Origin of the sequence: Paraburkholderia sp. RL17-347-BIC-D (assembly GCF_046027915.1) — a bacterium.
In the GTDB taxonomy this organism is placed as follows: Bacteria; Pseudomonadota; Gammaproteobacteria; order Burkholderiales; family Burkholderiaceae; genus Paraburkholderia.
The window spans coordinates 36,050-56,622 of record NZ_JARESS010000051.1 but is presented as its reverse complement, the minus strand read 5'-3'; the positions used below and the strand labels follow the sequence as shown (position 1 = coordinate 56,622).

Annotated in this window: 15 protein-coding genes and 5 pseudogenes; 6 read left to right on the top strand and 14 right to left on the bottom strand. The window is 62.2% G+C overall.

All coding sequences use genetic code 11. The features are described 5' to 3' along the window. Positions 1–52: 52 nt before the first annotated feature. From P0D96_RS39150 to P0D96_RS39140, 3 genes are read right to left on the bottom strand one after another with little or no spacing between them, the layout of a single operon-like run. Positions 53–508: an SRPBCC family protein gene (locus P0D96_RS39150; protein ID WP_408319168.1), complete on the bottom strand. Its 456-nt coding sequence runs from the start codon at positions 506–508 to the stop codon at positions 53–55. Positions 509–535: 27 nt separating this feature from the next. Continuing rightward, positions 536–1,357: a fumarylacetoacetate hydrolase family protein gene (locus P0D96_RS39145; protein WP_408292165.1), complete on the bottom strand. Its 822-nt coding sequence runs from the start codon at positions 1,355–1,357 to the stop codon at positions 536–538. Further along, positions 1,354–3,009: an FAD-dependent oxidoreductase gene (locus P0D96_RS39140; RefSeq protein ID WP_408292163.1), complete on the bottom strand. Its 1,656-nt coding sequence runs from the start codon at positions 3,007–3,009 to the stop codon at positions 1,354–1,356. The genes P0D96_RS39145 and P0D96_RS39140 overlap by 4 nt, the downstream gene beginning before the upstream one ends. A gap of 682 nt (positions 3,010–3,691) precedes the next feature. On the opposite strand from P0D96_RS39140, the gene P0D96_RS39135 reads away from it, so the two are divergent. Then, complete coding sequence (locus tag P0D96_RS39135; RefSeq protein WP_408319166.1) at positions 3,692–4,186, top strand: (2Fe-2S)-binding protein; 495 nt, start codon at positions 3,692–3,694, stop codon at positions 4,184–4,186. 15 nt (positions 4,187–4,201) lie between these two features. Next, positions 4,202–4,999 carry an FAD binding domain-containing protein gene (locus P0D96_RS39130; protein ID WP_408319164.1) on the top strand — a complete coding sequence of 266 codons (798 nt, stop codon included), beginning with the start codon at positions 4,202–4,204 and terminating at the stop codon, positions 4,997–4,999. A 74-nt stretch (positions 5,000–5,073) separates the two neighbouring features. On the opposite strand, the gene P0D96_RS39125 is transcribed toward P0D96_RS39130, so the two are convergent. Together P0D96_RS39125 and P0D96_RS39120 are read right to left on the bottom strand one after the other, a co-directional pair. After that, positions 5,074–5,793, bottom strand: a complete 720-nt coding sequence (locus P0D96_RS39125) for a dienelactone hydrolase family protein (protein WP_408319163.1) — start codon at positions 5,791–5,793, stop codon at positions 5,074–5,076. A 3-nt stretch (positions 5,794–5,796) separates the two neighbouring features. Beyond that, complete coding sequence (locus P0D96_RS39120; protein ID WP_408292155.1) at positions 5,797–6,567, bottom strand: class II aldolase/adducin family protein; 771 nt, start codon at positions 6,565–6,567, stop codon at positions 5,797–5,799. A gap of 316 nt (positions 6,568–6,883) precedes the next feature. On the opposite strand from P0D96_RS39120, the gene P0D96_RS39115 reads away from it, so the two are divergent. The 4 genes from P0D96_RS39115 to P0D96_RS39100 are packed head-to-tail and all read left to right on the top strand — an operon-like array spanning position 6,884 to position 12,960. Further along, positions 6,884–8,260: an MFS transporter gene (locus tag P0D96_RS39115; RefSeq protein WP_408319161.1), complete on the top strand. Its 1,377-nt coding sequence runs from the start codon at positions 6,884–6,886 to the stop codon at positions 8,258–8,260. After that, complete coding sequence (locus P0D96_RS39110; RefSeq protein ID WP_408319159.1) at positions 8,257–10,632, top strand: xanthine dehydrogenase family protein molybdopterin-binding subunit; 2,376 nt, start codon at positions 8,257–8,259, stop codon at positions 10,630–10,632. The genes P0D96_RS39115 and P0D96_RS39110 overlap by 4 nt, the downstream gene beginning before the upstream one ends. Positions 10,633–10,645: 13 nt before the next feature. After that, a complete protein-coding gene (locus P0D96_RS39105; protein WP_408319157.1) occupies positions 10,646–11,383 on the top strand; it encodes an enoyl-CoA hydratase/isomerase family protein in 738 nt (245 codons plus the stop codon). Between the two features lie 17 nt (positions 11,384–11,400). Further along, positions 11,401–12,960 carry a UbiD family decarboxylase domain-containing protein gene (locus tag P0D96_RS39100; protein ID WP_408319155.1) on the top strand — a complete coding sequence of 520 codons (1,560 nt, stop codon included), beginning with the start codon at positions 11,401–11,403 and terminating at the stop codon, positions 12,958–12,960. A 16-nt stretch (positions 12,961–12,976) separates the two neighbouring features. On the opposite strand, the pseudogene P0D96_RS39095 reads toward P0D96_RS39100, so the two are convergent. From P0D96_RS39095 to P0D96_RS39055, 9 genes and pseudogenes are all read right to left on the bottom strand, one after another. Then, a pseudogene (locus P0D96_RS39095) lies at positions 12,977–13,182 on the bottom strand (Tn3 family transposase); the annotation flags it as partial. A gap of 244 nt (positions 13,183–13,426) precedes the next feature. Further along, positions 13,427–13,870, bottom strand: a pseudogene (locus P0D96_RS39090) (IS6 family transposase); the annotation flags it as partial. An 863-nt stretch (positions 13,871–14,733) separates the two neighbouring features. After that, positions 14,734–14,985 (bottom strand): annotated as a pseudogene (locus P0D96_RS39085) (IS6 family transposase); the annotation flags it as partial. 286 nt (positions 14,986–15,271) lie between these two features. Next, on the bottom strand, positions 15,272–15,967 hold the full coding sequence (locus P0D96_RS39080; protein ID WP_408319153.1) for an NADPH-dependent F420 reductase: 696 nt from the start codon (positions 15,965–15,967) through the stop codon (positions 15,272–15,274). 480 nt (positions 15,968–16,447) lie between these two features. Continuing rightward, positions 16,448–17,170, bottom strand: coding sequence for an IS6 family transposase (locus tag P0D96_RS39075; protein WP_408319151.1), 723 nt, complete (start codon positions 17,168–17,170; stop codon positions 16,448–16,450). A gap of 629 nt (positions 17,171–17,799) precedes the next feature. Then, positions 17,800–18,218, bottom strand: a pseudogene (locus tag P0D96_RS39070) (alginate export family protein); the annotation flags it as partial. A 168-nt stretch (positions 18,219–18,386) separates the two neighbouring features. Further along, positions 18,387–18,813, bottom strand: a pseudogene (locus tag P0D96_RS39065) (Hsp20/alpha crystallin family protein). Positions 18,814–18,869: 56 nt separating this feature from the next. Beyond that, on the bottom strand, positions 18,870–19,910 hold the full coding sequence (locus tag P0D96_RS39060) for a zinc-dependent alcohol dehydrogenase family protein (RefSeq protein ID WP_408292488.1): 1,041 nt from the start codon (positions 19,908–19,910) through the stop codon (positions 18,870–18,872). Between the two features lie 182 nt (positions 19,911–20,092). After that, positions 20,093–20,551, bottom strand: coding sequence for a universal stress protein (locus P0D96_RS39055; RefSeq protein ID WP_408292490.1), 459 nt, complete (start codon positions 20,549–20,551; stop codon positions 20,093–20,095). Between the last annotated feature and the right edge of the window lie 22 nt (positions 20,552–20,573).

The window sequence follows — 20,573 nt, the reverse complement described above, 5'->3', positions numbered from 1 at the left end:
GGCGTCGACACCCCCCCCGCGGCGGCGGGCCGGGCGGGGCCGCCGCGGTGCTTCATTGCTGTGCCGCGAGCTCGCTGACGGTGTCGTTGAAGCGTTGAAAAAAGGCGGCGACTAACTTGTTCGCCACCGACGCAACGAGCCGCGCGCCGATCTGCGCGAGCTTGCCGCCGACTTCCGCGTCGGCAACATACGACAGTACCGTCTCCTCGCCGGCATCACTGAGCGCCACCTCGGCGTTCATCTTGCCGAAGCCGGCGATCCCGCCCTCGCCTTGGCCGGCGATCCGGTATCCCTCCGGCTCGACCCGGTTGGACAGCTTCAGGTTGCCCTTGAAGTTCGCCTTGACCGGACCGACCGAAACGGTGACCGTCGCGAGAAACTCATCGTCGTTTGCCGCGGTGAACGACTGGCAACCCGGCACGCAGTTCTGCAGCACCTCCGGGTCGTTCAGGCATTTCCACACAAGGCTACGCGGCGCCTTGATCGTTTGTGATCCCTTGAAATCCATGTCGGGCTCCTGCCTCAGGAAAATTGCCTAGCGGACGTCCAGCGTCATTTCTCCGACGTGGTCGATGGCGATGCGCATACGATCGCCCGGTTGGACAGGGCCGACGCCGGCCGGCGTGCCGGCCGCGATGATGTCGCCGGGATACAGCGTGGCGACACGAGAGATCAGCTCGATCATGCCGGGAATATCGACGATGAGATCCTTCGTGTTCGAGTCCTGCCGCAGTTCGTCGTTGACCCACAGGCGGGTCTGCAGATTGCCCGGGTCCGGCACCTCGTCCGCGGTGACGATCCACGGTCCAAACGGGCAAAATGTGTCGTACGACTTGCGCATCACGCGTTCTTCCTTGCCGCGCACCACCATGTCGATCAGGCATGCATAGCCGAAAATGTGCTTGTACGCGTCCGCGCGGCTCACGTTGCGGCCGCCCTTGCCGATCACGATGCCGAGTTCGCACTCGTGATGAATTTCGCGGCCGGGAAGATCGGGCAGCACGACGGCGTCGTTTGGACCCGAGAGCGACGAATTGGCCTTGAGAAAAAATCCATTCAGGTCGGCGCGATTGACCGACTTCATTTCGGCGCCGTGCGCGACGTAGTTAACCGGCAGCGCGAGCAGCTTGTTCGGCCATTCGATCGGCACGAGCAGACGCACGGCAGCGAAATCGATGCGGCGAGTCTTCGGATGGTCGAGCACGGCCGGCGCCGACTCGCACAACTGGCGGATCACCTGCACCATCTGCACCGGCGGCCACATTTTCGTGTCGATGCCCAGCGCGTCGGTAATGTCGAAGCTTTCCTGACCGGATTGCATGCCAATCCGGCCGTCGTCAAAGCGAAACAGTTTCATCGTTCTTCCTTCGTCTTTCCAGAAATCGTTGCGAGAAGCGCGGCCGGGTCGGTCGGAAGCGCGTCGCCGCGCCATGCGACGTGTCCGTCGGGACGCACCAGCACGTGGCGCTTTTCATAGAGCGCGGCCACGGCCGGTTCGTCGAGCGTGTGCAATGCGAGTGGCACGCGGGCCTCGCGCGCCGCGTCGGCGAAGCGCTGCAGCCCGTCGTCGGCGATAAAGCTCACCAGCACATAGCCGCGGCCGAACAGGTCGAGCGTCGAGCGGCCGTCGGCGAGCCACGCATGCGGGGCGCGGCAGCCGGGGCGCGTCGTGGCCCGGTAATTGACGCCGTCGTTGTACTCGGCGGCGATCTGCTCGCGGTCCTCGTACTCCGGATAGACGCAGACCGGCGAGTCGACATAGCGGTTGCCGAGATGCATGTTCAGCGAGAACCACTCGCGTTTCAGGCCCTCGCCGAGGGCTTCACCCACACTGCGCCGCTCGGCCTCGCCGATCGCGCTGTCTTCCTCGAGCCGGCTGCTGTTGGCCACCCGCTTCATCGTTTCAAGGTTGCCGGTCGAAAAGCGCGTGATGCGCTCGGCGATCGGCTTGCGCTCCGTCTCGTAGGCATCGAACAGGGCCGGTCCGCCCCACCCTTGCAGCGCGGCGTCGAGCTTCCACGACAAGTCGACTGCATCGCCAATCCCGGTGTTCATGCCGAGGCCGCCGGTCGGCGAGGTCAGATGGCAGGCATCGCCGCAGATGAACACGCGCCCGCGGCGGTAGCGCTCGGCGACCAGCTCCTCGCGGGTCCAGTTCAGCACGCTGAGGATCTCCGGCTCGAATGAACGCCCCAGTGCCCGACAGGCGAAGCGTTTCAGTTCATCGTGGGTATAGCGCGTGCGCTCGTCTGCGTTGCCGACGATCGACATGCGCCAGCAGTCATTGCCATTGATCGCAACGATGGTCGCCCAGACACCCGTGCCGTCGACGAACATATACCGGTAGCCTGGCGCCTTGTCGTGCAGGCGGTTCAATTCCGGACAACGGAAGATCATGTTGGTCGTGTAGGTCAGCACGCCCTTGCCTTTCATGCCGATGCCGAGCTGCTCGCGCACGCTGCTCCTGCCGCCGTCGCAGCCCACCAGGTATCGCGCGCGGATTCCGAACGCGTGGTTGTCGGACTGCCGCACGATTTTCGCGGTCACGCCGTCGCCGTCTTCATCGAACGAAACATATTCGTGCTGGTAGAGCAACCGTATGCCCGGCTGAGCCTCGGCGAAGTTCCGCAGGATCGGATCGAACATGTTCTGCGGGCAGCGCTCGCGTTTCTGCGGACTCTCGGGAGGCGGCAGCTCTGCCCGCATCGACGGCATCGCCTGGCGGCCCAGCTCGTAGCCATTGAGGGTCGTCAGATAGACGTTGTCCTGCGGATAGTCGCGATCGTAGGGGCTTGCCTCCACGTCGCCGACGATTCCCCAACGGCGGCAGAACTCCATCGTACGGATTCCGACGAGGTCCATCTTCGGCTGGAAGACCGAGCCGTCACCGCGATCGACGACGATGCATTGGCGGCCTCGCGAGCCGAGGTCGCCGGCCAGCGCCAGTCCGACCGGTCCGGCGCCAATCACCAAAATTTCGCATTCCAATAAGTCTGGTTTGGCTGTCATGTGTGTTTGATTTGTCATTGCGTCGGCTTCGCCTGTTGCCCGACTGGCGAATGCCGTTATCTGAGCCGGGGTTGTTTGCCTGCGCTAACCGCGTTTGCGGCCTGACAGGCGACGAACATCCTTCCTCTTAACTGGGCAATCGCACATACATTTCGCGATCCTTATCGTCACCGGTGATCCTCCTTAAAGATGGCGTGCATTAATTCATAAGCCGTGGTCGCGGCAGGGAGCAGCCGTGCCGCGTGCCGCTTTCAGCACGTAACGCCCCTTGTCGCCCCGGCTCATGACGTCGTTGATTTCGCTTACGTTTATTTGCTGTGCGAATATCTATTTGCAAATAGTCTATCGGTGACTCTTTACGCTGTCAACACGTCGCGGAGCGGTCTGGCAACGACCCATTATCTGGATGCAACGGAATTGGGATAGCGTCGCTCGCAATGCTCGCAATGCCGGACGCAGCGAGTCCGCGATGGCGACTCCACCTCCCATTGACAGTGCCGCCCCCTCGCCCGTACTATTTGCTATGCGTTTTGTTATCCGCTTTGCAAATTAACACGACGCGACAAGGCAACCTGAGACTTAACAGCGACGAACAATAGCGGCGGCCTTGGCGGAGCTTCAATCGTTCCGCTGCCAGTTGGGTTCTGGGTTATTCCAATGACGTCGCACTTCGGAGGAGCACATGCCTCGCATTACCCTAACGGTGAACGGACAGCCATCATCGGCTGAGGTCGAGGGCAGAACATTGCTGGTCGAGCTGCTGCGCGACAAGCTCGGTCTAACCGGCACGCATGTCGGATGCGATACCAGTCAATGTGGCTGCTGTGTCGTGCAGCTGGACGGCAAATCGATCAAGTCGTGCACGTTCCTGGCCGTTCAGGCCGATGGCGCCACGATTACGACCATCGAGGGGCTGAGCGCGCCGGACGGTACGCTGCATCCGATGCAGGAGATGTTTCGCAAGCACCACGCGTTGCAGTGTGGATTCTGTACGCCTGGCATGATGATGAGCGCGATCAACCTGGTGGAAACTCATCCGGATGGCCTCACGACGAAGCAGATCCGCCATGCGATGGAGGGCAATCTTTGCCGCTGTACCGGGTATCACAACATCGTCAGAGCGGTCGAGGCCGCGTGGCCGCTGATGCACGCTGACGCGGCGAAGGCCGCGAAATAGCCGGAGGCAGATGATATGTACGACTTCGAATATGTGAAGCCATCCGCGCTCGAAGAGGCGGTCAGAATTCTGTCGGAAGACGACGCGGCCAAGGCGATCGCCGGCGGCATGACCTTCATCCCCGTGCTGAAGCAGCGCTTCAGCCAACCCTCCGTCGTGGTGGATCTTAGCGGCCTTGGCCTGTCCTACATCCGCCGCGAAGATGACACGCTAGTAATCGGCGCGATGACGCCGCACGGCGTGGTGGCGGCCTCGCCGATCGTCCAGCAAGCCATTCCGGCCCTCGCTTATCTCGCCGGCCATATCGGCGATCGCCAGGTGCGATACCGCGGCACCATCAGCGGTTCTCTGGCCAACAACGATCCTTCTGCGTGCTACCCGTCCGCCGTGCTCGCGCTGGATGCCATTATCAAAACCGACCGGCGCGAGATTGCCGCCGACGATTATTTCCAGGGCATGTTCACCACCGCGCTCGAACCGGGCGAATTGATCACCGAGATCCGGTTACCGGTGGCGGAGTGCGCCGCGTATGTGAAATTCCCGAACCCGGCATCGCGCTACGCGACGGTCGGCGTATTCGTGGCGAAAATGGCGGCAGGTGTACGCGTTGCCGTGACCGGCGCCGGCCAGGATGGCGTCTTTCGCCATCGCGCCTTTGAGGAAGCGCTAGACAAATCGTTCAGCTCGTCATCCCTCGACGGGATCGAGACCCCGGTCGACATGATGAACAGCGACATTCACTCGGGCGCGGCCTATCGCGCGCATCTCGTTGGTGTGATTGCGAGACGCGCCGTCGATATCGCAAGCGCCTAAGGTGACTTCGTAGCGTCCTTGCGGTGGGCTTCACGAACGCCCTTAAGGGCCGCTCCGCGAGGCCGACCCACACGTCAGGATGCGCCCGTGAAACCCAGCGTTTTGCGCAGCATCGTCAGCGTTTCCGCGCCCGCCTCGACGGCAGCTTCCGGATGATGCCGGTCGGTTCGCGCCGGATTGAAGAAGCCATGCTTCGCCTCCGGATAGAGGCGCACATCCACCAGCGGGTTAGGCCTCGAAGCCGCTTCGATCCGGTCGACGAGCGTGATCGGTATTTGTGCGTCCTGCCCGCCGAAATGAAGCATGAGACGCGATTTAGCCGCCGCGATCTCGTCAACGTAATCGCTCAGTTGCACGCCGTAGAAGGAGACGCCGCCATCGATCTCGCCCCGCGCACCCAGCAGCGTTGCGAGCTTGCCGCCGATGCAGAAGCCGATGGCGCCGACCCGGTGCTGTTCGCCGGACCGCTGCTTCAACCTGGCGATCAGCCGGCCAATGTCGGCGAGACCCAGCTCAGTATCGAAATCGCGCATGATCTGTGCGGCCCGGCCGCGGTCCGGCTCGACATAGCCGAGCGAGATGCGCGGCTCGACGCGCCAGAACAGGTCTGGGATCAGCACCTCGAAACCTTCACGGGCAAGCATCCCGCCGACGTCGCGCATCGCCTCGTTCACGCCGAAAATTTCGTGCAGCACGATGACGGTCGGCGCCGCCGCCTCGCCCGCCGCCGCGATGCGGTAAGCCTGCATGCCGAAATCATCCGTGCCCGGCAGCGCAATCCATTCGCTCTGCACGATTTATTCTCCTTCCTTGTTTGCATCATGCTTGCCGCTGCAGCAGCTGCAGGTCGCCGCGCCGGCAAGCTTGACGCGATTGGTCCAGTATTCCCATGCCCGGGTATAGGCGGGAGAGTCGACGGGGGTCTTGAGGCGCACGGCGATTTCGCCCGGCGACAAAGGCTTTATCTCGCCGCCGAGGCTCAGTGCCGCCAGCATCACGCGAGCGTTGAGTGGAAGGTAGATAGCAGACTTCACCGCTTCGACCAGTGTGCGGCCGACGACAGTGAAGCCGTGCCCTCGCATCAGCGTGACGCTGTTATCGGCCAGCGTGCGCGCAAGGTCGTTCGCCTGCGCGATGCTTTCGACCAGAATGTTCGTGTCGCCGAAGTTGTCGCGGATGTCCCAGACTGGCACGTGCTCACCGATACCCGACGCGGTGTTGAGCACTGGCTGCAACGGCCGGGTGCTGATAGTGAAAGGCAGCACGTCGGCGGCGTGACTATGGATGACGGCATGCACGTCGGGCCGGGCCGCATAGACGCCCGCATGAATGAAGCGCTCGAGATACGGCTTCTTGCCGCCGGGCACGACCGGTTCGCCGTCGAAGCCGAATTCGAGAATGTCGTCGGCCTTGACGAATTCGGGGCTGCGCGAGCAGGAGAGCAGGAAGCGCTGAGGATTCTCCGGGTGCCGGATGCTGACATGACCGTAAGCATCCACGATGTTTTCATTGGCGAGAATGTGATTAGCCATCACCAGGTCCTGTATCGCCGCGTTCAGTACATTCATAGGTTGTCCTCTTAATTTGCATTGCAAATATAAAAACGCACAGCAAATAGTACGGTGAGGCCGGCTCCGCTGTCAACGGCATGCCGCCGGTGCTTACCTACAATCTGCATGACGCACATGCATGACCCGCAGCGTGACCCGCGAAACATTAGTTTCGCGTTGACAGTCTCAAGGCACGTCCTTAAAATTCACTATGCGCATCACATTTCGCTTAGCGAATTACAGATGTCAGGTCGACTGTGGCAGGTTTTAGCCGCAGCGGATTAACAAAGCCGATAAAACGCACGCATCTGAATGCAGCGTAAGGAGACACGGCATGGCTGACCCGATCAACGTCGTCGAGATCATTGACGGTCAAAAAATCAGCTGGTTGCAGATACGCGTCGCCCTGTTGGGCGCCATCACGTTGATGCTCGACGGCTTCGACAACCAGATGATTGGATATGTAGCGCCCGCCCTGAAGTCGGCGTGGCATCTCGGTGCCGGCGCGCTTGGTCCGGTATTCAGCGCCGGCGTATTCGGCGTCGGCCTCGGTAGCATCCTTATCGGTCCGTTCGGCGATCGCTACGGCCGGGTGAAGACCCTGCTGTTCACCGTGCTGTGCTTCGCCGTGTTCTCTCTTCTGCTGGCCCAGTCAACCACCATCTCCGAACTCGCGTTGCTGCGTTTCTGCATCGGCCTCATGCTCGGCGCGGTGATTCCGCTCGTGGTCGTGCTCTGCAATGAATACGCGCCGCTCAGGCATCGTGCCAAGATGGTCACCATCATGACTTGCGGCTATGCGGTCGGCGCCGCGTCGGGCGGATTCCTCTCCCTTCATATGGTGCCGCGTTTTGGCTGGAGCTCGGTTTTTTACGTGGGCGCGGCGCTGCCGCTGCTGCTTGGCCTTGCGCTACGGCTCTGGATGCCCGAATCGATCCGCTTCCTCACGCTGCGCAACGATACGGCGCGCGTCGCCGCCATCATGCGCAAGATCGCCCCCTCGCTGGCTTTCCCCGCCGACGCGCACTTTATGATGTTGACGACCGGCCGCGACACCGGAAAGAATGGCGCCTTCTCACATGTGCGGGAGCTGTTCACGGAAAACCGCACCCGTATCACGCTGTTGCTGTGGACTTGCCTGTTCATGAACCTGGTCGTACTGAATTTCATGAACAACTGGCTGCCGAGCCTGGTGGTCCAGACCGGCTTGCCAGTGCCGCAGGCGCTGCGCACGGCCACCATGCTGCAATTCGGCGGCTTCATCGGCATAGCGCTGATGGGGATTTTCGCCGACCGGTTCGGCTACTACAAAGTTCTGGCGACCGTCTTCGCGATGGGCTGCGCCGGGATCGCGCTGATCAGCCGGGCGGGCACGTCGCAAATCGGCCTGATGGTCACCATCTTTATCGGCGGCTTCGCCGTGATCGGGTCGCAGATGACGCTCGGCGCGCTGTCCGCGACGCTTTATCCCACCCGTATCCGCGCAACCGGGTCCAGCTGGGCGTTCGGTGTTGCCCGCCTGCTGTCGGTGATCGGTCCGTTCCTGGGCGGCCTGATGATCGCCAACCACTGGCCGCTCGCCACCATCTTCTATTGTGCGGCCCTGCCGATGCTGTTCGCGATGGCGGCCGTGCTGCTGATGATGCGCACCCCGCAGCCGCCGAGCACCCGGCAGGATGCGCGAATCCAGACGAGCCGAGGATTGTCGTGAACCAGTCTCAGCCACCCCATGACGGCATCGGCCAACCGGTACCGCGCCGCGAAGATCTGCGGCTGGTACAGGGTCAAGGTTGCTATAGCAACGACCTCAACCTGCCCGGCCAGGCCCATGCCTATTTCATTCGTTCTCCTCATGCCCATGCGCGGATTGAGTCGATCGACGCGTCAGCCGCGCTGGCGCTCGACGGGGTCATCGCCGTTCTGACCGGCAAGGATGTCGAGGCGGATGGATTGAAGTCGCTGCCGCACCGGCCGGTGCTGGGACACGAGGCGGACGTCAAACTCTCCAATACCGACGGCTCGGCGAAGTTCATTTCGCCCCATCTGCCGCTGCCGGCAGACCGGGCGCGCTTCGTCGGTGAGGCGGTGGCGATCGTTGTCGCCGAGACGGTGACGATCGCCAAAGATGCCGCCGAACTCGTCGCTATCGATTACGAGGCGCTGACCGCGGTGACCGCCACGCTGGCGGCCGCCGCGCCGGACGCGCCGCGCGTGTGGGATGAGCACGCCAATATCGCCCTCGATGCCCGGATCGGCGATACCGAGGCAACGGATGCCGCCTTCGCCCGCGCCGCCCATGTCACCTCGATCAAGACGTGGATTCAGCGGCTGACCGGCGTGCCCATGGAGCCGCGCGCCGCCCTCGGCAGCCACGATGCGCAGACGGGCCGCTATACGCTGTTCGCCGGCAGCGGCAACGTGGTCCGGCAGAAGCGGGAACTCGCCCACATTCTCGGTATCGAGGAATCGATGGTGCGCGTGGTCGCGCGCGACGTCGGGGGTAATTTCGGCACCCGCAATGCGTTCTACCCGGAGTTCGCCGTGCTAGCCTGGGCCTCGCGGCGCATCGGGCGACCGGTGCACTGGAACTGCGAGCGCCAGGAGGCGTTCCTGAGCGACTATCAGGGACGCGATCTTTATGTCGAGGCGGAGCTGGCGCTCGACGAGGATGGGCGGTTCCTCGCGATGCGCGGCTACAACCTGAGCAACGTCGGCGCCCACACGGTTTCCTTCGTACCGCTGACCAAAGGCATCGGCCTGATGAGCAGTGTCTACGACATACCGTGCGCCAGTTTTCGCGGGTGCGCGGTCAACAGCAACACGCCGTCGACCAACTCCTACCGCAGCGCCGGCCGCCCGGAGGCGATGTTCGTCATGGAACGGCTGATCGACATGGCCGCATGCGAGCACGGCTTCGATCGGGTCGAACTGCGCCGGCGCAATCTGATCCAGCCGGACCGCTTCCCGTACGCCAATCCGCTCGGCCTGACCTATGACAGCGGTGCGTATCCGCAGGTCATGGAGCGCGCGCTCGAACTTGGCAACTGGCACACGTTCCCGCAACGCCGGACCGAAGCGCGCCGGCGCGGCAAATATCGCGGCATCGGCGTGGCCAACTACGTCGAAATCACCTCCGGCATGCCGCGCGAACGCGCCGAAGTCACGGTGCTGCCGATCGGGCGTGTCGACGTGGTGATCGGCACGCTGTCGAGCGGCCAGGGTCACGAGACGAGCTTCGCCCAGTTGATCGTGGAATGGTTCAAGGTGCCCATCGGCCAGGTGCGCATCGTCACCGGCGACACCGACATCGTGCAGGGCGGCGGCGGCTCCCATTCCGGGCGCTCGATGCGTCTGGCCGGCATCGTGATCGGCAAGGCCAGCGAGGCGTTGCTCGGCCAGGCGACGCGCATCGCCGCCCATCTGCTGAAACTGGATAGTCCCGCCGCCGTGCGGTTCGAGAACGGCCGCTTCGGCGCGCCCGGCACCCCGGCTACTTTTGACATCTTCGAGATCGCCGCCGCGGCCGCCGACCCCGCCGCGCTGCTGCCCGACGATGTGCGCGGCCCGCTCGCCGCCGTATCCGACGAGACCGTGCAGGTTGCCGGCTACCCGTTCGGCAGCCATGTCTGCGAGGTCGAGGTGGATGCCGATACGGGCACGGTCGAGCTGATCGATTACATCGCTGTCGACGACGTGGGGCAGGCCATCAATCCATTGATCCTGCACGGCCAGGCCCACGGCGGCATCGCTCAGGGCATCGGCCAGGCGCTTCTGGAACGCTGCTACTACGAGGACGGCAGCGGCCAGTTGCTGTCGGGCTCCTTCATGGATTACGCGATTCCGCGCGCCTCCGACCTGCCCGACTTCATCACGGAGATCAGCGAAACGCCCTCGCCGACCAATCCGCTCGGCGTGCGCGCCGGCGGCGAAGGTGGCACGACGCCGGCGCTCGGGGTGGTCATCAACGCCCTCGTCGACGCGCTGGCCGAGTTTGGCGTGACGCATATCGACATGCCGGCGACACCCGAGCGGGTGTGGCAGGCGATTCAGGATGCGCGCCAGCGCGGCCATACCCCAGACTAACGAGAGCCTACCCATGAACGGCACCATCATTCGACAACTGCACGGGCGTTGCCTCGAACTGACCATCGACAACCCGGCGCACGACAACGCCGTCTCCGACGACATGGCCCGGGAGCTGGCCGATCTGCTCGATGCGGCGGCGGACGAGGCGGACCTCGTCGTGCTGCGCGGCGCCGGCGCGGATTTCTGCAGCGGCCGGATGTCGATGGGCAAGCGCAGCGGCACCCAACCGCAGGCGCTCGACCGGCGCCGCAAAACCGAGGTGATCTTTCGCTGCTACGACGCGTTCCGCGCCACGCCGGTGCCGGTGATCGGCGTGGTCCGCGGCCGCGCGCACGGTTTCGGCTGCGCGATCGCGGCGCTGTGCGACATCACGCTGGCGGCCAGCACGGCGAGCTTCCAGATTCCCGAAATGGCCCACAACATCCTGCCAACCATGGTGATGTCGGCATTGATCGATCGCATGCCGGCGAAGGAACTGGCCTATCTGGTCTATTCGACCCGGGAGATCGACGCCGCCGCCGCGCTGGCCTATGGCCTAGTCAGCGAGGTGGTGCCCGACGCCGGGCTCGATGCGGCGTTCGAGGCGCTCAGGAGCGCGATGCTGAACATGCCGCGGCCAGCGCTATGCGGCATCAAGGAATATCTGCGCTCGGCGCCGGACATGAGCATCCGTGGCGCGGTGGACTTCGCCCAGAACCTGCACGCGACCGTCAACTCTTCAAACGAAATGCTCAAGCAGAAAGACTAACGAAACCAGGACGAACCATGAGTAACAACGACACCCCCTTCGACTTCGACAAATTCCGCCTGCGTCGCTTCGTCGAGAAGCTGATCGATGCCGGTGAAGTCGCGATCCATGAAGATCCCGTTTCGCTCGCCGATCTGAGCGCGCGGATCGACGAAACGCCGAAGGCGTCGCTCTTCAGGCGGGTCGGGCAGGAGAAGTTCGAAATGATCGCCGCCGTTTCGGGCAGCCGCAAACGGCTGGCGATGGCGTTCGGCGTCGAGGAAAGCGAGCTCATTGCCGAATACACGCGGCGCATGGCCAATCCGCAGACGGTCGTCGAGGTGTCGTCGGAACAGGCGCCGGTGCACCAGATCGTCCAGACCGGCGACGACATCGACCTCATGAAGCTGCCGTTTCACCTTCAGCACGAATATGACGGCGCGCCGTACATCTCATCGGGCATCGACTACAGCGTCGACCCCGTCACCGGCCGGACCAACGTCGGCTGCCGGCGCCTGATGTTCCGCAGCAGGAACACCATGCGCGCCAATCTCTCCCAGCCGTCCGATCTGAAGCGCGTGTACCTCGCCTGCGTGGAACGCGGCGAAAAGCTGCCGGCCAGCTTCGCGATCGGCTCGCATCCGTTGGATTATCTGGCGGCCGGCCAACGAATTCCGGTCGACGAATTCGGCCTCGTCGGCACGCTGCGCGGCGAGCCGGTGCCAATGGTTCGCGGCCTGACCAACGGCGTGCTGGCGCCGGCGGACGCGGAAATGATCGTCGAGGGCTATTTCGACGAGCTGGGGTATAGCGAGAAAGAAGGCCCCTACGGCGAGTTCTACGGCTACTACGGGCCCGTGCACATGGACCCGGTGTTCCACGTCACGGCGATTACGATGCGCAACGACGTGCTGCACCAGACCGTGCGCCACAGCGGCCGTCATCTCAGCTGGACCGAATCGGCGAATCTGGGCGGCCTCAATTCGGAACTCCAGATGTGGCGTGTGCTGCGCGCGGCGAATATCGAGCCGACCGCGATCTGCGCCGTGCCGGGCACCAATGGACGCCAAAGCGCGCGCGTTGCGCTCAAGCGCGGCACGCCCGGTCAGGCGCGGCTGGCTATCTCCGCGCTCGCCGCCATTCCCCGGCTCAAATACATCTACGTGACCGATGACGACGTCGACGTGTTCTCGAACGAGCAGGTTGAATGGGCGATGTCGACGCGCTTTCGCAGCGACCGGGACATCGTCGTGCTGGAGGGCTTCGCCCCCTTCTACATGGACCCCACGACCGGCGACCACGGCAACATCGCCAAGGTGGGTTTCGATTTGACCGCCCCCTACGGCCGGCCCGAGACAATCGAGAGCCGGCGCGCCTTGGCACCTCGCTTCGCCGCTTCCTCGGCGGAGCGGCGTTTCGGCAGCGTTCGCGAGGCGCTGGCAGCCGGTCCGTTATTCTTCATGGAACTGATCGTGGCGCTCGGCAGCACGGACGGCCGCGAAATTGCGCTCGAACTCGAGGCACTGAATCAGGCAGGCGTCTTGTGCCGTCTGCGCGATGGCGAATGGGCGCTGCAAGAGAGTGCCGATAAAAAGTAGCCGCAACGCTGGACGGCCGCCCGATATAGACACCGCCATCGTATACCGGCTGTCCGCGTGCGGCTGAACCGAAGCGTGGGAGCGCCTGCACCGCCGTGCATTGGCCGGTCTGCACCGAGGCGGCAACGCGGACAACTCGTCCCAGATGCTCTCGATCAGATCCATCCGGCCGTCGCGATCGGTGACGGCAACCAGTTCCGCAGGGACGCAACTGGTTGCGGGTTTCGATCAGGCTGCTTCGCGCAACAGCGGCGATTCATTGCGATTGCCCGGGGCCGACACGAACGGCGCGATCACGTTGCAGTTGCGGTCACACAGGGCAACGACCTTGCAGCCCTTGACCTTCTTGTGGCCGCTGAAGCCGAAGTTGTTGCCTCCCTTCTTCGCGGCGCTCGTAGTACCATCGCCATGGGATCTGTCGCGATAAGGCGGAAGAGCGAATCATCGTTAGGATATTGAGGATTACTTATGCTGCCAGCGAGTAGAATTGCTCAGCGCGACTGCGCTCGGTGCAATTGTCTTTCATTTGACCCTTGGCGATCATATGCGCAAGCTCGATGCCGCTTAACAGGATGCGAGCGCAGCGAAAATTCTTGAAGCCCAGCATCGGACGCGTTCGCCTCTTGATAGCCCGATGGTCCTGCTCAACGATGTTATTCAAATACTTGTTCTGTCGAATCTTGATCGGGGTGTCCCATTCGGCGTTCAGCGCGTCTAGCGCGGCAAGGTTCGCGCCGCTCTTATCGATGGTCACCGTCTCGGGTTCGCCGTTTTGGTCGATCGACTTTTCAAAGTAGCGCTGCGCCGTGACCTGGTCGCGATGGCCACACAGCAGGAAATCGACTGTGTTGCCCTGCTTGTCGACCGCACGATACAAATACTTCCACTGCCCTCGGACCTTGAGTAGAGTAAGAGACAGGGCGTAGTCGAACTATTTCCCTGCCTCTCCTCTCCGAACCGGACGTGCGCCTCTCAGCGCATCCGGCTCTCCATCCAGGTGTCGCTAAAAGCGAAGACAATCTACCGCAGGAGCCAGCGAACTGCTGTTGGTCTCCATGTAGTATGTCGTCAGTCTGCTTCGCATTTCACTGATTATCAAAGGTCTTCACCTCACTGTGGTCAGTTAATCTGCCTGGCAAACCACCTGGACTGCCCCCCTTCGCCATGTGGCCGGCTTTCCCGGCCTCGGACTACTACGGAGGCTCCGCCAGCTTGCACATCATCGGGGGCACACTCCCTTGGCATCTGTGCAAACCTTCCCCAGTTCACATGCTGGACTCAATCGCACGGGCGAGGTTGCCTGTCGCAGTCTTTATCCTTGCTTGCCGCAAGTCGTCGCAGATATCACGGTCTAGCTGCGCGCTCTCCGTAATGCCCTGCGGTCGGCATACATCTCCGGCCAGCATTCGCGGCATCCGTCCGTACACGTGACCGACGCCGATCCGCGTCCTGCCTGTTAAGCGGTGTAGAAGGCAGGGGTGACGATTCAACCCACAGATGCGATTAAACAGGTTCGTGTCCCTCAACCGTCCCATGCTCAGCCTGGAGGCTCATCTTGGCGTAACCGCTTCGCCGCAAACCCCGTTTCCCACGGACTTCGTCACCTTGCCAGTGTCGGCAAGTCACCGCCGCTTCGGCTCACTCCCTCTCGCAGCAGAGGAAGGGCATGCCCCGGTACTGCGACATCAACTCCACCGGGACCTGCATTCCAGACATGCTCAAGCAGCTTCACCCCCGTACGGGCGGGCTACGCTGGCTGGGCGTACCGTACGTCTCGTCGACTCGCCACGACTGACCGGCTGCCGTGGCAAAGCGGTTCCAGCATTTGACGAACTCCGGCGTGAAGCGCTTAACCCAGCGCATGATCGTCGTATGCGCGAGCGACAGCCCGCGCTCGGACATCATCTCGACCAGGTCGCGGAAGCTGAGCTTGTAGCGAAGGTACCAGCGCACGCACAAAACGATGACCTCGCGATCGAAATGCAGACCGTCGAACAGCTTGTCGATGCTTTGCCACTTGCCCATGCCTCGCCACCCACTCGTTAAACCGCGAGCTTAAACCGTCCGCACTTCCATTTGCAACAGTACCCTCTGGAGCAGAGCAACGGGCGTTAATGGCCGAGGTCGCAAGTGCTGATCTGGCTGGGCTCCGCGGTCGTCGGCCTGCAGCGATTTCCGCACTCGACCCATAGCCGCTATTGCGACCGTGTTGGCCAAAGGTCCGCCCTCGAGCGCACAACGTACCTCTCGTACTGACCGCGTCTTTCCAGCACGCGGCAACGGACTTCTACAGGTCCGTCGTCGCGTGGCTTCATGCAGGCTGATCGAAACTGCCGGGGCTCTTGTCCGAGGCCGTCCACTGCGAAGTACGAGTTCGCTCCGCCTTCCGCAAGCCGACCTTCAGGCCTTCCGTGTCGAAGTCTTTCGTATAGACTGGCGTGCCGGGCTGGTGACGCCAGGAGTCGTCGATACCGCCATTATCGAGGGCATCGAAACCCACTTCGTTGACGAGTTGCATCACTGCCGCCTTGGCGTCGGCGCTATCGCCCGAGACTGGCAGCGCAATCCGCCCCGGCGTGCCTTCCGGCTTGCCGAGATTGCGCAAATGATCCGCGTAGATGTTGTTGAACACCTTGATTACCGGCTGGCCGATCTGCTGCGCGACCCACGCGCTTTCCATCATCCCCGACTCGATCCCGTCGATGCGGCCATCGCGCTCGCGTGGATAATAATTGCCAGTATCGATTACAACCGTGGTTTCCGGCACGTCGTCGAACAGGCCCGCAGGCAGATCGAGCACCTTCTTTTCGGGAATCGTGACCACGATCACCGCTGCACCACGGACCACATCCGCGAGTTCGGCTGGTTTCGCGCCAGTTTCGCGTGCGACATCGGCGAGCGTATCCGGCCCGCGCGAGTTGCCGATAAGCACCTCGTGCCCATGTTCGACCCAGCGCAGCGCCAGTACCCTCCCTATATTCCCCGCGCCAATGATGCCAATTTTCATACACCCTCCTTTTCTTTCAGTTGACTACAGCGGGACGCGCGCAACGGCCATGCCCGTGCGTGTTGACCATCCCCGCGGACTCGCCATAGCCTAGCATCATCCGGGCTGAGATACTGGGCCGTCCCGTCCCGCAGGACGGGCGGCCTGGCCAAACAGCGCATCGCGGATCCAGCCTTCCAGCGGCCTGTCCATGCGCAGCTTGTAATCGCCAAAACGCTTCAGATTGTGGGTTGGATACGGACTCAGGAACTCCAGGTCTCCGGGCCTCGGGCGAATCGAATGACTCTGGTCGACCCGCTGCCGTCATTCGACTCGCCGCTATTCCTATGACCGCTCTCGAATGCGGATTCAACCGGTGGATGCAACGGCTTGCTGAAATCGTTCAGCTGGTGTGTCGAAGTCTAGTGTTTTTCGGGGACGTTCGTTGGCTCTGTCGCGATAAGGACGGAGGGACGAGCGCAGTGTACCGGGCGCGATCGTTTATGAGGCGAGGGAATAGAATTGCTGTGCGGCGGACGCGCAGTTCCCTTTGGCGCATTTCATTTGCCCCTTGCGGATCATATGCATCACCTCAATGCCGCCCAGAATGATGCGTGCACAACGAAAATCCTTGAAACCGAGCATGGGTCGGGTTCGGCGTTTGATGGCCAGGTGGTCCTGCTCGATGCGATTGTTCAGATACTTGACCTGACGGACGCGGATAGGTGTTTCGCGTGCGGCGTTGATCGCCTGGACGGCGGCCAGATTTGCACCGCTCTTATCCATGTTGACCGTCTGCGGGGCGCCGTTCTGGCCAATCGCTTTCTCGAAGAAGCGGCGCGCTGCAGGCTTGTCGCGACGGGCGCGCAGCAGGAAGTCGATGGTGTTGCCGGCCTTGTCCACGGCGCGGTAGAGATACTTCCACTGACCCCTGATCTTGAGGTAGGTCTCGTCCATCCGCCAGCTTTTGCCGACCGGCCTTTTGTGTTTGCGAAACATTTTCTCGAGCAATGGCACCAGCTTGATCACCCAGCGGTGCACGGTCGAATGATCGACTGAAATACCGCGCTCACCCATCATTTCCTCGAGATCACGCAGACTCAGCGAGTAGGCCACGTACCATCTCACGCAGACCAATATCACTTCGAGCGGATAGTGAAGTCGCTTCAGAACTTTGGCTATGCCCGAGGTCAGTGCCTTTCGCGGAGTGTGCGTCTTCTTCATCGTGCCATTCTGGGAATTTCGTCTGCTCCGGATTTTACCCCTTCGGCTTATCGCGACAGAGCCCAAAAAGCTGGAGGCGATCACGTTGCGTAAAGCGCGCCGCAGCGCGCACAACGATACGGTGAGCCCACAAGATTCGCGTTGAGGATGTAGGGTGTCTCCTGCCCGCAATGCTGGCATTTCGTCTCAAGCTTCTGTCGGTGAACGGGACACCGGTTTTCACTGAACAACACGGATGGCGGCAGACTGCGACTGCCAACACCGACTGCGAAATTTGGGTGCGGACATGGACACAATGCCATCGCCCCGCTCCTCTACAGACTTCGCTTTTTGACCTTTTTGCGGGTAGCGGTTTTGCACATGACAGTTAGTTGCATTCGTGAAATTGGGAAAGACGGGGAACGGTGAGCTGTCCCGGGAGGCCCTCGCTGGCTGATGCCCATTTGCATGACTCGATGAAAGTGGCGAATGAGGACGGAAAGATACCGTCGCGCAGTGGCAGAATTCCTCCACCGTGCGGCACCCGCAGTGAGTTCCGTCCGGATTCGCCGCAATAAACGTGCTACCGCCGATGCGAGACAACGGTCGATGCAACAAGTGCTCTGTGTCCAGCCGTAGCGGCTACCCGGTCACCATCCAAACTTCGCTTCGATGCCCACATAATCCGCATTGCGCGCGCGCCGAGCGCACGGATCGAGTCACCGACTTCGAAATGCACCGCTTCCAGCGCGAGCGCAACGTTCCGGCTGACGGGCCAGTCGGCGCGAATCTGCGCATACATCCCCGTCCAGCGCGTTCCCTTCCCCGCCGTGCCGGGCACCACGGCCATCCCTTGACCTTAGATCGCATCAGCTGCCGGCGCGCGCCACTGGAAACCGAGCGCCGTCACTAACGTGACCTTTGGCGATACCTTGAACGTGATCGACGGCTTCACGTGAATCACGTTGCTATAGCCCGTGTATCCCGCCAGCGTGAAGTAGTAGCCGTTCGGAAACAGCGGATTGAAGGTCTCGACGCGTCCATCACCCGGATGCCGGTCGCTCGCGGCCTCCCCTTCAGATACGACGCTCACGGCTTCTGGATCGTCGCACTAATTGCGATGCTTCTGACAAGTCTTGCCGCATGGCTCATCTTCCATCCACGGCGCGATTAAAAAGTGCCGATAATACTGGACCCGCCGGGGCGCGTAACGCCACACGCCCCGGCGCGACGGCAATCAATTGATCTGCAGGCGCTTGCTCTCCGAGGTCGCTTTTTTGGGAAGCGTCAACGAGAGTATGCCGTCCTTGTACTCGGCCGCAGCGGTCGCTTCGTTGATCTCCGTCGCGAGCGAGAACGAGCGGCTGACGGAGCCCGAGTAACGCTCACGTCGAACGACGCGTTCTCCTTCTTTCAGTTCCTGCTTGCGCTCGACCTTGGCGCTTATCGAGACGAGATTGCCGTCGATCTTCACGTCGATATCGTTCTTCTCAACGCCTGGTAGTTCGGCTTTCACCGTGTACGCTGTGTCGCTTTCCGTCACATCCACCTTGATGTCGGCGAGCGGCGCATCGCCGCCCGGCGCGCCGCGGGCGGAATAGCCCCTGGAACAGTTCCGACATGGGTTCGAGTGGAAACGGGTCAAATCGAGTCAAGTTGCTCATCGTGTTACTCCTGGAATCGTCCATGAACGTCATGGATACTGGGTTTCGTAAAATGCCTAAGACACCTCGATAATGACTTTGAGCGCGTGCGTTTCAACCGCACGGCCAAAGGTGTCATAGGCATTAGCCACGTCCTCGAGCTGGAAGTGGTGAGTAATGAGTTGCGCTGGATCGATGCGCTTCGCGCGAACAGTCTTGAGCAACATCGGCGTGCTGACGGTGTCGACCAGACCCGTCGTGATCGAGATGTTGCGGTCCCAAAGTTTTTCCAGGTGCAGATCGGCCTTGACGCCATGCACGCCGATATTCGCGATGACGCCGCCGGGCGCGATGAGCGCCTCGCACAATTCGAACGTCGCGGGTACCCCTACGGCCTCGATCGCGCAATCGACGCCCGTCTGGTCCGTCAGTTGCATCACGGCGGCCACCGGATCGGCACTGCCGATGTCGATACAGGCCGTGGCGCCGAAGCGGCTAGCGACTTCGAGACGGTTGCGGTCGCGGTCGATCATGACGATCTGCGCTGGCGAATAGAACTGTGCGGTCAGGAGCGCGGCGAGACCGATCGGGCCAGCACCGACAATCGCCACTGTGCTGCCCGGCTGCACCTTGCCGTTCAGCACGCCGCATTCGAAGCCGGTGGGCAGGATGTCCGAGAGCATGACGAGCGCTTCCTCATCAGCACCGGCCGGAATCGGGTACAGACTGGTCTCGGCGTGCGGAATGCGCACGTACTCGGCCTGCGTTCCGTCGATCTTGTTACCCAGAATCCAGCCGCCTGTCGTGCAGTGCGAGTAGATCCCGCGCCGGCAGTAGTCGCATTTGCCGCACGAAGAAATGCACGAAATCAGCACCCTATCGCCTTGCTTGAACGCGGAGACGGCCGCGCCGACCTCCTGGACTATGCCAACGCCCTCATGTCCGAGAATGCGCCCAGGCTCGCAAGTTGGCACGTCTCCTTTCAGAATGTGCAGATCGGTGCCGCAAATCGTGGTGCGCGTCATCTTGACGATCGCATCGCCGGGTGCGGCGAGCTTGGGAATCGGCCGTTCATCGAGCGATTTCTTGCCGGGACCGTGATACACGAGCGCTTTCATGGAATGCCTCCGTTGGACGAAACAGAACTGCTGTACGACTGACTGTAGGCCGGCTGACGTAGTCTCGCTTGACATGTATCAAGCGGAAGTCAGCGTCGGCAGCACGCCTGGAAAAATGGCCTCGTCAGTGCCCACGGATCGCGCCAGCGCTTACGCTGATGGGAACCTTCCCTGCTTCCCGCTCAGGCGTCGACCGCAGGCTCCCGAACAAGCAGCACGGGGCACGGCGAATGGCGCACGAAACGCTCGGCGACGCTGCCGAGCACCATGCGCCGCATGCCACGCCGGCCGTGCGTGCCCATCACGACGAGATCCACGCCGTGCGCGTCGACATAACGCGCGATACAACTGGCGATGTCCTCGGCGATGCCCAGCGTCTCGATAATCTCGGAATGCCCGGACACGTTGAACTCGTTCATCCTAGCGACAGCGTCGTTAAGCAGGCTTCGCCCAACCTGGCGCTCCGCGTCAGTCAGCAGATGGGGGTCGCAGGCGCCCGCGTACGTGAACGCGCCAGACTGGTCGATAACGTAGACGGCGGTCAGTTTGGCGCGCGCCAGTTTGGCCATGCGGATCGCCTCGGTGAGCGCACGGTTGGACGCTTCGCTGCCGTCCACGGCTATTAGAATGTTTGCGTACATGTTTCCTCCTCAGTGTGCATTG